Origin of the sequence: Paenibacillus sp. P32E (genome assembly GCF_001909085.1) — a bacterium.
Taxonomy (GTDB): domain Bacteria; phylum Bacillota; class Bacilli; order Paenibacillales; family Paenibacillaceae; genus Paenibacillus_AQ; species Paenibacillus_AQ helianthi.
In genome coordinates this window covers 22,937-37,266 of record NZ_LVYY01000017.1, presented here as the reverse complement: position 1 = coordinate 37,266, position 14,330 = coordinate 22,937, and the positions used below count along the sequence as shown (strand labels likewise).

The 14,330-nt window shown below is 53.3% G+C and carries 13 protein-coding genes; 3 read left to right on the top strand and 10 right to left on the bottom strand.

Annotated elements, in window-relative coordinates; genetic code table 11:
- Positions 1 to 153: 153 nt before the first annotated feature.
- From fdhD to hydG, 3 genes are all read left to right on the top strand, one after another.
- On the top strand, positions 154 to 972 hold the full coding sequence (fdhD, locus tag A3848_RS17360; RefSeq protein ID WP_074086176.1) for a formate dehydrogenase accessory sulfurtransferase FdhD: 819 nt from the start codon (positions 154 to 156) through the stop codon (positions 970 to 972).
- A gap of 126 nt (positions 973 to 1,098) precedes the next feature.
- Entirely contained in the window at positions 1,099 to 2,148 is a 1,050-nt protein-coding gene (gene hydE, locus A3848_RS17355; RefSeq protein WP_074086175.1) for a [FeFe] hydrogenase H-cluster radical SAM maturase HydE, read from the top strand.
- 42 nt (positions 2,149 to 2,190) lie between these two features.
- Positions 2,191 to 3,606 carry a [FeFe] hydrogenase H-cluster radical SAM maturase HydG gene (gene hydG, locus A3848_RS17350; protein WP_074086174.1) on the top strand — a complete coding sequence of 472 codons (1,416 nt, stop codon included), beginning with the start codon at positions 2,191 to 2,193 and terminating at the stop codon, positions 3,604 to 3,606.
- A 139-nt stretch (positions 3,607 to 3,745) separates the two neighbouring features.
- Here the strand turns inward: hydG and hydF are convergent, their stop codons facing one another.
- From hydF to A3848_RS17300, 10 genes are all read right to left on the bottom strand, one after another.
- Positions 3,746 to 5,050: a [FeFe] hydrogenase H-cluster maturation GTPase HydF gene (gene hydF, locus A3848_RS17345; RefSeq protein ID WP_074086173.1), complete on the bottom strand. Its 1,305-nt coding sequence runs from the start codon at positions 5,048 to 5,050 to the stop codon at positions 3,746 to 3,748.
- Complete coding sequence (locus A3848_RS17340) at positions 5,037 to 6,500, bottom strand: aspartate ammonia-lyase (protein WP_074086237.1); 1,464 nt, start codon at positions 6,498 to 6,500, stop codon at positions 5,037 to 5,039. Before A3848_RS17340 ends, hydF begins: the two co-directional genes overlap by 14 nt.
- Positions 6,501 to 6,507: 7 nt before the next feature.
- Entirely contained in the window at positions 6,508 to 7,575 is a 1,068-nt protein-coding gene (gene moaA, locus A3848_RS17335; RefSeq protein ID WP_074086172.1) for a GTP 3',8-cyclase MoaA, read from the bottom strand.
- Between the two features lie 20 nt (positions 7,576 to 7,595).
- Positions 7,596 to 8,180: a 4Fe-4S dicluster domain-containing protein gene (locus A3848_RS17330; protein ID WP_074086171.1), complete on the bottom strand. Its 585-nt coding sequence runs from the start codon at positions 8,178 to 8,180 to the stop codon at positions 7,596 to 7,598.
- 1 nt (position 8,181) lies between these two features.
- A complete protein-coding gene (locus A3848_RS17325) occupies positions 8,182 to 9,600 on the bottom strand; it encodes a [FeFe] hydrogenase, group A (protein ID WP_074086170.1) in 1,419 nt (472 codons plus the stop codon).
- On the bottom strand, positions 9,587 to 10,243 hold the full coding sequence (locus A3848_RS17320; protein ID WP_074086169.1) for a 4Fe-4S dicluster domain-containing protein: 657 nt from the start codon (positions 10,241 to 10,243) through the stop codon (positions 9,587 to 9,589). Before A3848_RS17320 ends, A3848_RS17325 begins: the two co-directional genes overlap by 14 nt.
- The gene (gene fdhF, locus A3848_RS17315; protein WP_074086168.1) at positions 10,240 to 12,384 is read right to left on the bottom strand and encodes a formate dehydrogenase subunit alpha; all 2,145 of its coding nucleotides are present in this window, start codon (positions 12,382 to 12,384) and stop codon (positions 10,240 to 10,242) included. Before fdhF ends, A3848_RS17320 begins: the two co-directional genes overlap by 4 nt.
- Positions 12,385 to 12,517: 133 nt before the next feature.
- On the bottom strand, positions 12,518 to 12,868 hold the full coding sequence (locus A3848_RS17310) for a Na-translocating system protein MpsC family protein (RefSeq protein WP_074086167.1): 351 nt from the start codon (positions 12,866 to 12,868) through the stop codon (positions 12,518 to 12,520).
- 423 nt (positions 12,869 to 13,291) lie between these two features.
- Entirely contained in the window at positions 13,292 to 13,657 is a 366-nt protein-coding gene (locus A3848_RS17305; RefSeq protein WP_074086166.1) for a DUF4180 domain-containing protein, read from the bottom strand.
- A gap of 77 nt (positions 13,658 to 13,734) precedes the next feature.
- On the bottom strand, positions 13,735 to 14,271 hold the full coding sequence (locus A3848_RS17300; RefSeq protein WP_074086165.1) for a PadR family transcriptional regulator: 537 nt from the start codon (positions 14,269 to 14,271) through the stop codon (positions 13,735 to 13,737).
- Between the last annotated feature and the right edge of the window lie 59 nt (positions 14,272 to 14,330).

Sequence of the window (14,330 nt, the reverse complement as noted above, 5' to 3'; positions counted from 1 at the left end):
CAAGTGAACAATTAACATAAATCCATTGAATGTGAAATCTGAAATTGACAGGATTTTGGAAAAGTGTTGTAGTAGGATAGAGCGATATAGTAATTTTTAACATTTTAAGTTATTTTTTATATTATTAAAATTAAATATATATGGAGGATGACAATGGAACAGCCATCGGAGCAGCATGGAAGCATCATCCGCTACCGCAGCGGCAGGCTCACCCGGGAAGAAGATACTATTGTGACAGAGCATCCGGTAACGGTCAAAATCAACGGTGAGGAATTTGTTACCCTGGTCTGCACACCGGAATATATCGAGGATATGGTTGTCGGTTATTTGGCTTCGGAAGGTATTATCCGGGGAATTCAGGATATTCAGCAGCTGTGGACGCAGGAAGAGGAAGGCTATGTGCATGTGACTACGGACCGCTGGAATCCGCTCCACCGACAGTTGTTCGCCAAACGTTATGTCACCTCCTGCTGCGGGTCCAGCCGGCATGGCTTTGTCTATGTGAATGATGCCCGTACGGCTAAAAGCAAACCCGGCGTTCATATTACACTGACTTTCAGAGATTGTTTTCGCCTGATGGATGAAGTACTCACCAGTGCAGATTTGTTCCACCGGACAGGAGGCGTGCACTGTGCCGCACTCTGTGATGCTGAAGGAATCCTGCTGGCCCGCAGTGATATCGGCCGCCATAATGCACTGGATAAAATTTACGGGCACTGTCTCAAAACAGGAATTGACCCCGGAAATAAAATCATCGTCTTCAGCGGCCGTATTTCCTCGGAGATCCTGCTCAAGGCAGCCAAAATCGGCTGCGAAATCATTCTGTCCAAGTCCGCTCCCACGGGACTGGCTGTGGAGCTGGCGGAGCAGCTTGGAATCACAGCGGTAGGCTTTATCCGGCAAAATTCCTGCAATGTGTATACGCATCCCGAGCGGATCAGCGACTTAAGCAAACTGGAAATGAACTTATAAATCATGCAATTTCAAGCATAAAACTCACTGTACTGTAAATTTACTTTTGTTACAATATTTTCAAGTCATGTGCGGCGCATGGTGATCACGAATGGACCGGGGGAGGGATGCTCAACGTACCCGTTATTGGAACAATTAGCGTCTGGTGGATCGTTGGATAAGCAGGAACTGGTAGACCTGCTCAGCCATCTTGGCGGAGATCTCCGAAGGCAACTGTATGATCTGGCCCATGCGGCTAGAATAAGAACCTACGGAAGAGCTGTTTACTTGCGCGGTCTAATCGAATTCTCGAATATATGCAAACAAAACTGTCTTTACTGCGGCCTGCGCTCGGGTAACAAGTCCTTAAGCCGCTACCGTCTGCTGCCGGAAGAGATTCTGAATTGCTGCCGTGAGGGCTATGCCTTGGGCTACCGAACCTTCGTGCTGCAGAGCGGTGAAGATGACTGGTATACCACAGAAAAGCTAGTGCTTCTGATCGCGGCGGTCAAACAGCTGTTCCCGGATGCTGCTCTGACGCTTTCGATTGGCGAGCGGGATGATGAGTGTTACTCAAGGCTGTACGCAGCAGGTGCAGACCGTTTTTTGCTGCGTCATGAAACAGCGTCTGCCAACCTGTACCGCTCCTTCCATCCTACAATGGAGTATGAGAACCGCCAGGACCGCTTGAACGCGTTGCAGAGAATCGGCTATCAGGTTGGAGCGGGATTCATGGTCGGACTGCCTGATCAGACGGCTGCCGATTTAGCGGAGGACCTCTTATATTTGCAGCAGCTGCAGCCGGACATGATCGGTATCGGCCCTTTTTTACCACATCGGGACACGCCATTGAAGGACGAGCTGCCGGGAACCGTAGAGGACACTCTGGATATGATTGCTCTTGCCCGGCTGATGGTGCCGGATGCCCTGATTCCAGCGACTACCGCGATGGGCACCGCCCATCCTAACGGACGCGAGCGGGCGCTGCAGGCAGGGGCAAATGTTTTGATGCCCAATCTCTCACCTATGGCCGTCCGTGCCAAATATATGCTCTACAACAACAAAATCTGTACGGGTGACGAATCCGCCCAATGCAGATTCTGCCTGGAGCAGCGGGTGAAGTCTGCCGGATTCCATGTCGATATGGGACGCGGCGACAGCTTGAAGCATCTCTCCCGCTCTCTACAGGAACACTAGACGCCCTGATCATTAAAACAATCCGGAAAGAAGTGGATATGAGTGAGCAAGCTAAATGAACGCCAGCCGGCCGATTTTATTCAAGATGATGAGATTCTGAAAGCTTTACAGTATGGGTCGGAAGCAGCTGCCGATTCGCAGATTATTGCCGCAATACTGGAAAAAGCAAAAGCCTGCAAAGGGCTAAGCTCCCGTGAAGCTGCAGTACTTCTCAATGTGGAGGGCAAGGAAACGCTGGAGCAGCTGTATCAGGTATCACGGGGCATCAAGGAGCAGATCTACGGCAACCGGATCGTCCTTTTTGCGCCGCTGTATGTCAGCAACTATTGTGTGAATAATTGTGTATACTGCGGGTACAAGCATTCCAACTCGGAGTTTGAACGGAGCCGTCTGAATGCAGCCGAAATTGTTGAAGAGGTCAAGGTGCTGCAATCGCTCGGACATAAAAGGCTGGTACTTGAGGCCGGTGAGGATTCTCGCAACTGCTCCATCGACTATATTATTGATTGCATACGAACCATCTACGACACTAAGCTCGACAACGGCAGCATTCGGCGGATTAACGTCAATATTGCCGCCACTACCGAGGAGGATTACCGTAGACTGGCAGAAGCCGCAATCGGCACCTATATCCTGTTTCAGGAGACGTATCATCGCCCCAGCTACCGGTATTATCATCCTGAAGGCCCTAAAAATGATTATGACTGGCACACAACGGCCATGGACCGGGCTATGCGCGCAGGTATTGATGATGTTGGCATTGGTGTGCTGTATGGCCTTTACGACCACAAGTATGAGACCATTGCCATGCTGAAGCATGCAGAGCATCTGGAGCAGGCCTTCGGCTGCGGACCGCACACAATCTCTGTCCCCCGCCTCCGTGCAGCCGAGAATGTGAACCTGGACAATTACCCCTATCTGGTCAGCGATAGTGATTTCGCCCGAATTGTTGCCGTGCTGAGAATGGCCGTTCCCTATACAGGAATGATTCTCTCTACGCGTGAGGATTCGGAGTTCCGAGATCAGATCATCAAGCTCGGTATTTCGCAGATCAGCGCGGGTTCTGCCACCGGGGTGGGAGCCTATAGCGTCAACAAGAACAAGGAGGATACACCACAGTTCACTGTCGGCGATCACCGTTCACCGATGGAAATTATCAAAAACCTGTGCAAGGACGGTTATGTTCCCAGCTACTGCACTGCCTGCTACAGGGAAGGACGCACAGGCGACCGCTTCATGCAGCTGGCCAAATCGGGCCAGATTCACAATGTCTGTCAGCCGAATTCACTGATGACCTTTCAGGAATACCTGCTCGACTATGCCGATGACGAAATGCGCGCGATTGGCGAGCAGACGATCCGCGAGAATCTGGAGCGGATTCCGCGGGAGGGGGTCAGAAAGGCCACCCGGGAGCATCTGGAGCGAATTCATACTGGCGAACGGGATCTGCGCTTCTAACACAGATGTTGGACAGCGACATAGCGCAAGTCTGCAGCTGCAAATCTCAGCACCCTCAAAAGATCCCGTCGAGGAAAATTCCACGAACGGGACCTTTTGGGGGTGCTGGGTTATTTATATGAGTTACTGGGTTACTGGGTTACTGGGTTACTGAGTACTGAGCCGGGACTACTGGGGCAGGGCTTCCGGTACCATTCTCCCAGGCCAGCATAGCTGACGGGAACATTTCGATTGCCCTGGGAAATACACCCTGAACATAGGCAATAAACATGCCATAATTGACAATCGGTACACCGGCTAATTCTGCTTCATCCAGTCTCCTCAGCATCGCTCTTCGGTTAAGCATGCAGGCACCGCAGTGGATAATCAGCGAGTATTGCTCCAAATTCGTGAGGAATTCACTCCCTGCAGCATTATCGATGATCAGCTGCCTGCCGGTAATCTCCCGCAGCCAACGGGGAATCTTGACTGAGCCGATATCATCGGACTGGCGGTGGTGCGTGCAGGCTTCAGCAATCAGCACCCGATCCCCGTCTTTCAGTCTCGTGATGGAGCGCAATCCGCTGACCAGCCGGGGAAGATCCCCTTTATACCGGGCGAACAGAATGGAGAATGACGTAAGCGGCACATCCCGCGGTGTATCTGCCTCCACCTTCAGAAACACCTGTGAATCTGTAATGACGATGCGCGGCTTGCGGTTCAGCTGGGCCAGCGTGTGCGCCAGCTCCTGTTCCTTGGTCACCACAGCCACCCCATCACATTCCATAATATCCCGGATCGTCTGCTGCTGAGGCAGAATCAGACGGCCCTTCGGGGCAGACTTGTCAATGGGAACCACTAATACCGCCACATCGCCCGGCTTAAGCAAATCCCCTACCAGCCGGAAGCGTTCTTCCTCCTTGGCCAGCACCGCAGCTGCCGTCTTCTTCAGAGCATCAATTCCACTGCCGCTTAGGGTGCTGACCGGCATCAGAGGGATAGAAGCACCAGTTCCGAGACGCGCAGCTATTTGGCTGCACTGCTCTTCAAGCGTCTGCGGATCTGCTGTAATCAAGTCAATTTTATTCAGAACAACCATTACATTCGTTCCTGCTGCTCCGAGAGTCCTCAGCAGCTCACGCTCGAAGTCTCCAGCTCCGGCTGCTGCGTCTACCACCAGGAACGCCAAATCCGTTTTCTTCAAAATATCGAGCGTTTTGCGGATTCGCTGCTCTCCAAGCTCACCGGTGTCGTCGAGTCCTGCAGTGTCAATCAGTACAACCGGACCCGCCGGCAGCAGCTCCATGGGCTGGTACACCGGGTCGGTCGTAGTCCCGCTTACCGGGGATACGATGGACACTGCCTGTCCGCAAATTGCATTAATCAGACTTGATTTTCCGGCATTGCGGCTGCCGAATACGGCGATATGCGGTCTTTCTCCTCGCGGAGTATCATTCAAGCTCATCCTGGCTTAAGCCTCCTTCCATATTCCGAACTGTCCACTGTGACCGGCCGGGTATCCCTGGCTTGGTCACTTCCAGCGGATGCAGCACCTTATGAATCTGCTTCCCGGTCATCCATCCGCCCTCCAGCAGAAGCTGTTCCAGGGGACGCCCGGAAGCAGCCGCTGCCTTGGCAAGCTCGGAAGCGGTGTCATAGCCAAGATAAGCTATTGTAGCTGCAGCCATCACCCCTGAACGCTCCACATGCTCCCGGCAGCGGGCTTCATCCAGCGTGAGGCTGCTGAGACAGCGTTCCCGGAACAGTGGAACGGCGCGAAGCAGGAGCTCCAGGGATTCCAGCAGGGCCTCAGCCAGCACAGGGGTAAACGCGTTCAGCTCCAGCTGACCGCTTGCGGCTGCCAAGGTCACAGCCGTATCATTAGCGATCACCCGCATTGCCACGGAGCCTAGCATTTCGGCAATCACTGGATTCACCTTCCCGGGCATGATGGAAGACCCCGCCTGCACCGCCGGCAGAATATATTCCCCTATTCCTCCGGCTGGACCGGAGGACAGCAGCCGAAAATCATTGGAGATCTTCAGCAGATTCACCGCTGCGGCCTTAAGCAGGCCCGACACTTCCACGAACACATCCATATTCTGCGTCGTATCCATCGGGAAATCACTGCGGTAAAGACCCAGTCCCGTGAGCTCACGCAGTACATCAGCCATGGCATAAATGTAATCAAGCGGCGCATTCATTCCTGTACCCACAGCTGTTCCCCCGATGTTAATCTCCCTCAGCCGCTCCTCTGACTTGTACAGCCGCCAGCGGTCGCGCGCAGTTGCCTTGGCGCAGGCGCCGAAGGATTGCCCGGCCAGGATGGGCAGTGCATCCATCAGTTGAGTCCGCCCAAGTCTCAGCAGGTCCGCATACTCACGTTCCTTCGCCTGGAATGCTTCCTGGAGTGCAGCCAGCTCTTCCGACAGCTGCCGCAGAAGCGGAATGACAGCAATGCGCAGCGCTGTTGGATAGACGTCATTCGTCGATTGATGGAGGTTCACATCATCAATGGGATGGATGATGCTATAATCGCCCTTCACCCCGCCCAGCAGCTCAATCGAACGGTTAGCAATAACCTCGTTCACATTCATATTGCTGCTGGTCCCTGCTCCCCCTTGATAGGCATCGACGATCAAATGTGCATCCAGCCGGCCCTCCAGAATCTCCCTGCAGGCCTCAAGAATGGCCTGTGCCTTCTTCTGCGGCAAGGCATGGATTCGCCCGTTCACCTCCGCTGCCGCCTGTTTGACCCGAACGATCGCCCGCAGCAGCAAGAGGTTCGCCGGACGGCCTCCGGCCCTGAAATTATCCTTCGCCCGCGCGGTATGAATCCCATAATAGGCATCCTGCGGAACGGACAAGCTGCCAAGTGAATCACTCTCAATACGGTAAGCCGTATGATCCGTCATCCCTGCTTCACCCGCCAATCTGTGACATCTGGCGGATCGTACTCTCCTGCAGCGGATGGTATGAACCGTCCGCCTTAAGCCCCCCGAGCATTTCATGCCGCACCGGCTTGTTCTCAAGCGACCGCAGGAACAATTGCTTCAAGAGCTCATCCTTCCCGATGTATGGTCTTACATTCCATTCGTCATTCCAGAAGAGGCACGGTTTGACATGGCCGCTGGCGGTGATGCGCAGCCGGTTGCAGGTCATGCAGAAATGCTTGCTGACCGGGTCAATCAATCCGAATTTCCCTGCTGCTCCAGCAATCCGGTAATAACGGGCCGGCCCCGAATCTGTTGCGCTTGTAGATAAACCATGTTCAAGGGAAGACCCGTTCGCGGCTTCAGGCGGCACCGGATCATAAGCCCAGCCCGCTCTGGAACAGCGATCCAGAATCCCGCTGAGCGGCATATATCCCGCTTTCCAGCCTTCATTCTTCCGGCCGATCGGCATATATTCAATGAACCGGATGTCCAGCGGATATTTGTTGGTCATCTGCAGAAAGGATTCGATTTCATCGTCATTTACCCCGTGCATTAAGACCACATTAACCTTCACGCGTTCAATACCAGCTTCCAGGCTGGTGCTAATGGCATGGAGCACCCGGCCGACATCCCCTCCCCCGGTAATCCTTGCAAAGCGTTCCGGCTGAAGGGAATCCAGACTGATATTGACGTCGGTCAAGCCGGCTCCGCGCAGCGCTCTTGCCTTGGAAGCCAGCAGCATTCCGTTGGTTGTGAGCCCTATGCGTTCAATGCCGCCTATATCATGAAGACGGGCCACCAGCTCCTCGATCCGTGGCCGCAGCAGCGGTTCGCCACCGGTAAGCCGTACCTTAGTGACGCCCATATCCGCAAGCACAGCTACCACTGAACTGATTTCGTCAAAAGTGAGCGGCTGCGGTGAAGAAGCTGCGGCTGCCTGGTCCGGTTTACAGTACTCACAGGATAGATTGCAGCGGTCCGTTACTGAGATGCGCACATAATTGTGTATTCGGCCAAAGGAATCGGCCAAGGCATTAGACAAGATATTCACCATGCTTTCTAGGGTAAATGATTTCAGAACCGGATGAGTCCGCCGAACTGCTGCAGTGTCTGCGCACTGGCTGTTCTTTTGGCAGCGATGCTCTCCGTCACATTCCCGGGGACCACCAGCTGAAGCGCATGTGTGGGACAAATCCGCACGCATTCCGGACCGTTGCCACTCTCATCGCACAGATCACATTTACTGGCAACCAGCCGCTCCTTCCGCGCCCAGACTCCGCTCGCGTTCGAGCGCAGTCCGGCCTGGATCTGCCGCTGTCCGTCCCGGGACGCCGGAACCATGGCAATGGCCCCGTAAGGACAGACCAGCATGCAAGTCTTGCAGCCGATACAGGTATCCTGGTTGATCGAGATACTACTACTATTATTCGTTATTGAACCATTGGGACACACATTGGCGCATGGAGCATCCTCGCAATGGCGGCACTGCACCGGGGCGGTGACCTGATCGGTTTCCGTTACCCTCAGACGGGGATAAAAGTCCGGATTCTCTTCCTGCTGCAGGAACATATTATTTGCGGAATGGGCAGCCACACAGGCCACTTCACAAGTATGGCAGCCAATGCAGAGTCCGGGATCGGCAATGACAAAACTGTTCATATTAGTCCTCCTTCACACCTAGAGCTTGGTTTGGTGACATTTTCTCCCTGGAATGAAACGTCGTATGCAACAGGTGATGAGATACATGGCCCAGCGGCTCACCCAGGAAATCCTTGTACAGCTTAATAATGGCCGGATTCTCATGTGATTTTCGCACCTGCTGATGGGAATCATGGCGGTAGACCGAGCTTTTTCTGGCCTGATAGGCTTTCTTGCGCAATGTTTCCAGCAGCAGCTTGGGTTGTCCGCCGCCGCTGACACAGCCTTCTGGGCAGCCCATCACTTCAATAAAATGATAAGGGGAGGTGCCTTCCTTCACCTGTTTCAGAATTTCAGACACATATTTCAAACCGGCGACCACGGCAACCCTCAGCTCCAGATCGCCAAGCTGAGCCGTTGCCGTACGAAGCCCTTCTTCACCCCTGACAAAATCCAGCTGCAGATTCGGGATCGTCTCGTGCGTCACCAGCTCATAGCTGGTACGGATGGCCGCTTCCATCACCCCGCCGGTAACGCCGAATATCGAGCCTGCCCCGGAATATATGCCCAGCGGCGAATCGAACGGCTCATCCGGCAGATTCACAAAATCAATTCCCGCATCCTTAATCAGCTGTGCCAGTTCCCGGGTGGTAATCACCACATCAACCTCCCGGAGCCCGTCAACCTCCATTTCTTCGCGGCTGCACTCAAATTCCTTGCAGGTGCAGGGCATGACCGCTACACTATAAATCTTTGCAGGATCTACCCCGTTCTGCTTCGCTCCGTAGGTTTTGACCAGCGCACCAACCATTTGCATTGGTGACTTACAGCTCGACAAGTGGTCAAGCAGCTCCGGCGCTGCCGTCTCCGCATGCTTGACCCAGGCGGGGCAGCAGGAGGTGAACATGGGCAGCCGCTCTCCAGACATGACCCTTCCGATCAGCTCCGTGCCCTCCTCCATAATGGTTACGTCCGCACCAAAATTCGTATCATAAATCCGGTCAAACTTCAGATGCCGCAGCGCCGCAGCCATCTTGCCCGGTGTCAGTGTACCCATGGGCAGGCCGAATTCCTCAGCCAGCGAGACGCGGATAGCCGGTGCGCATTGCACCACCTTATAAAGTGCAGAATCGGCCAGCGCACGCTTGACCTCCGGCACTTGACCCGCGGAATAGGCCGCGAACAAAGGCTCTCGTACACTTGGGAGCTGTCCTCTTTGAAGCCGTTTATTCTTAAGGTTATCCCCGGACTCCAGGCTGTCTGCAGCATAGACGGTGCAGATCTGCACGCACTGACCGCACACCACACAGCGGTGGGCATCCACTTCCTGGGGCTTGCCCGGTTCGCCGATGATGGCATCCACCGGACAGACTGCCGCACAGCGGCGGCAGCCGGTGCACAGCTCAGGATCAATCTTAATGATGGGTTCACTGAATAACATCGCAGGTCATCCCTTCTCTGTGCTGACTAAGTGGATTGCCCGAACCCACCTTGACCAGCCTCAACGCATCTTCCGGACAGACGGCAACACAAGCGGGGAAGGGTTCGCGGCCTTGAACGGCTGTGACTGAAGAATCTCTGCCGCTTGCCCCCAGCTCCCCGTCCGCAGCCCCGGGCATTTCGATATTCCTGCAGAGATCACATTTGTAGGCAATGATTCGGGTTTTGCGCTGCAGCTTGCTGTCACGGCGTTCCTGCAGCAGCGGTTGCGGCAGCTCCGCACCTCCACTGTAGGCTTTGTATAGACTGATCGCTCCGAACGGGCAGGCCAAGGCACAGGCCTTGCAGCCAATGCAGGCATCCGCGTCGATAACAATGACCCCATCCTTCTGACGGATAGCCTGGACCGGACAGGCTCCCGCACAAGGGGCGTTCTCGCACTGCCGGCATTGAACCGGCATCGTGAAGCTGTCTGTTCGGATCACATACAAGCGGGGTACAACCGGCATGGTGACTGTACCCACAGTGGAGCCTACACCGTTGTCACGGTTATGCACCGCGAAGCAGGCCAGCTCACAGGCCTTGCAGCCGATGCATTTGGCCGCTTCGGCAATGACCAGCGAATTGGAGTGTACGTGGTTCATTCCTGCATCGCCCCTACCATCATCTGCTTTCTCAGCTCCGCGTATTGCTTCCGGATGAGCGCCTCGGCCTTGGCCTGGTCGGCGATCGCTTCGACCCGGACCGCACAGTATTTGTATTCCGGTGTTTTGGAGACAGGGTCCAGATAGTCAGCCGTCAGCTCGTTGCAGGCTCCGATCCAGAAATGATAGGTCATGTAAGTAGCACCTTGCTTGGTCCGGCCACTGACCTGCGCCCTGGCCATGATTTTCCCCCGACGGGAAATGACGCGTACCAAGTGGCCGTTCTCAATGCCATATTCCGCCGCGTCCTCCAGACTGATCTGGATATTGCCGGGCTCATCAGACAGCTGGCTGAGCGCACGGCAATTGCCGGTCATCGTCCGTACCGAGTAATGCCCAACTTCGCGGACGGTGGAGAGTGTCAAGGGATACTCGACATCCGGCTGCTCCAGCGGCGCTCTCCATTCACATGCAAATAGCTGCCCTTTGCCGTTCGGCGTGGTAAATCGGTTCCCCTTGTATAAATAAGGCGTACCCGGGTGATCCTCGGAAGGACAGGGCCATTGAACATCACCCTGTGTTTCCATCTTCCTGTAGCTGGCTCCGGCAAAACTCGGACACAACTTCCTCATCTCATCCCAGATTTCCTCGGAATTCTTATAAGCCATTGGATAGCCCATGGCCGTAGATACTTCGCTGATGATCTGCCAGTCCGGCTTCACCCCGCCAGGGGGCTCAATTGCTTTTCGGATGCGCTGGAATCCCCGGTCTGCTGAGGAATAAACACCGTCATGCTCCCCCCAGGAGGTGGCGGGCAGAATCACATCGGCATGTAACGCTGTTTTGTTCATGAAGATATCCTGGACAATCACCAGCTCCAGCTGATCCAGCGCCTCCCGCAGCTCGGCGGCATTCGGGTCGCTCTGCACCGGATCTTCTCCGAAAATGTAATAGGCCTTAATCTTGTGTTCTTTCAGGATGAGGTGCGGTACCTCTGTCAGGCGATAGCCTGTTTTATCCGGCAGAGATGTGCCCCAGGCCTTCTCGAATTTCTTGCGTAGCTTTGCGTCCTCTACAGACTGATAGCCGGGATAGACGTTAGGCAGTGCGCCCATATCACAGGAGCCCTGCACGTTGTTTTGACCGCGCACCGGACCAATCCCGACACTCGCTCTCCCGAAATGACCGGTCAGAAGCGCCAGTGAAGCCAGCCCCTTAACCACATCCACCGCCTGGGCAAACTGGCACACCCCCATGCCGTAGAGGATCATCGCCTTATCGGACTTGGCATATTGACGCATGGACTTGCGGATATCAGCCGCCCGCACACCGGTAATGCTCTCCGCATATTCGGGCGTATACTTCTGCACATTCGCCTTGTATTCTTCAAACCCCTCTACGAAATCAGACACATAATCCTTGTCATATAGCTCCTCCTCCACAAGCACATGGCCAAAAGCGTTCACAAGCGCCATATTCGATCCACCCTTCAGCGGCAGCCAGGTGTCCGCAATCCGTGCCGATTCGGTCATCCGGGGGTCAGCGACGATCAGCGTTGCCCCCTTCTGCTTGGCTTTTACAATTCTTCTCGCCACAATCGGATGGGTAACGGCAGCATTATATCCAAAAATCAGCAGCAGATCGGTGTCTTCAATTTCCGGGATAGAATTCGACATGGCCCCGTCTCCCAGCGAATAGGTCAGTCCCGCAACGGATGGTCCATGGCAGACTCGGGCACAGTGGTCAATATTATTCGTCCCTATCGCCGCTCTCATGAACTTTTGCATCACATAGTTTGCTTCATTTCCCGGTCCTCTGGCCGAGCCTGTACCCATAATCGCATCCGGCCCGTATTTCTCCTTGATCGCTGTCAGCTTCTCTGCGGTGAACTGAATAGCCTCTTCCCAGGTAACCTCTTGAAGAACTCCCTCCTTGCGGATCATTGGCTTGCGGAGGCGGGAGGTCAGCAGCTGCGGATCATTCAGGAAATCCCAGCCGTAGTGACCTTTCAGACAGAGGTTTCCCTCATTCGTCCGCCCATCCGCAGGCTCTGCGCCCACGACCTGTCCATTCTCGACCAGCAAATACAGCTGGCAGCCGCTGCCGCAATATGGGCAGACAGTCAATACTTTATTTCCCATCCGATTTCACCTCTCCTTGTGAATTGTTGCACAATAATTGCAATAAAAAATAAGCCAATACAAAACATACTTATTTCATATGCTGTGTACGGGCTTATTAAAAAGCGAAGAGACCAGGGTCCTTTCTCTTTAATCAAACCGATTTATTAAGTTGTATAATGACCGTCCTGTCTTCATGATACAAATTGCAAAGTCGCCAAGAATAGGAAAACCCGGAGCCTATCGTCTCTATCATTTCCTCCATAAAACCGCGTTCTAAATAAGGCTTCAGCACCTTCCAGTACTCCGTTACGAGATCAGCCGCACCTTCCTTGAACAGAATTTCCGACAGACTGGAGAGAATCCCCCTGATTTCAATTGTGATCTGTGACTCGCTATCCAGCTTCACCTTCACGTTCTCCGGGCCCTTCCCCCGGTAATGCTTCACAATCTTCACAGCAAGTCTTCTAATCTTCTCCTGGTATTCAAAATCAGCCTCAGACATCCATATTCCCTCACCTGATCATGCCTTTTTTTGGAATTTCCTATGAGCAATTTATATGTTAAACCCATCCATAAATGTTGTCAATTGCTTAAATTGCATAGCTGACAACGAATGGTTCCTGCAAGATTTCTTTGATTGGACTGCCAGCCTCCCCGCCATTCCCCTGTCCGTACCCTTAAATGGTGTTCTATTTGCTTGGCTTCTCCACCTCTTTCGCAAAAAAAAGAACGCCCTATTCTGCCAGAAATGGCAATGGGGACATTCTTCGTCTGACCCTATTATTCGTCTGCTCAGCCACCTTCTGGTTGTCCGTGTAATACGGCGCCTGATCGGGCTTGAAGCTCCCGTTCCCGTATCCCCGTAATCTGCCTTTCGTTATGGGCTATAGTATTCCTTTTGCCGTACCATGAATCACATCGCGTGTCATCTCTCATCAAGCAGCCAGGCTTCTGCCTCGGCCTCACTCCCAAACACCCGGAAGGCATTGCTTTTGTTCATTTCAGTTACAAGCTCTTTGAATCTGCCTTGAGCTGTCTCTTCGGTACGTATTACGGCAGCAGCCCTGATATGATAATTGATAAATTTCTGCAAAGCTGTACCTGCCAAGCCAGTTCTGAGATTATAAAATTGTTCAGTGAGCGCTCCTTCGTGAAGCAGCAGCTTATAGTTGTTATGTTCAAAGCATGCGGAGACAAGGTCGAGCACATCCTGTTCTGTTCGCAGCGGCTGAACACCGGGGCTGCAAAGAATATACCCCTGCCCTTCTTTTTCAATCATTTGAATGTTCAAACAATCTACCTCCTAAAAGTATTATGAAGCATTTCCCTGTACAATCTACACAATTAAACTCGCTTCGGGAGCATACGCTAAGTTAGTCCAAGCTCTTGCCGCAATTGCCCAAGCCACACCAATTCATGGGTATAGGTTGAAACCAGATTGCTGTGAATCAGCTTCCATAGCGTGATCCCCCTGCGGTTACACTCCTGTCCAAAAGAAATTCTGGCCGCCTGGCCCTCCAGCAGTAATAACTGTGTGTGCACTTCCTGCTCATAGCCCGCCAGCAAAAAGTTTAATTCATCTGTATTCAGAAGATCCGCCCAGGCGAGCTGAATAAGAAAAGTCTTCTTGAACTCAGGCGGCTCCGGGGGTGAGAGGACCCATTGCCGAAGCTCAGCGAGACCGGCTGGAGTAACAGTGTAGATTTTCTTTGAAGGCAAGCTGCCCTGATGATGGACCTTATTTGTAACGAAACCCTCGTTCAGCAGCTCTACCAGCGCTTTATAAATTTGATTGTTGTTGCCGGACCAATAGAGGAATGAGGATTCCTGTATAAGCTTCTTAAGGTCATATCCGGTCATGGGCTTGCCGCTCAGCAGTCCAAGAATTGCGTGATTGATTGACATTTCGCAAGCACCTCCGCTTCAGAATATATGTTAATAGTATCATATGTTACTTATATAAT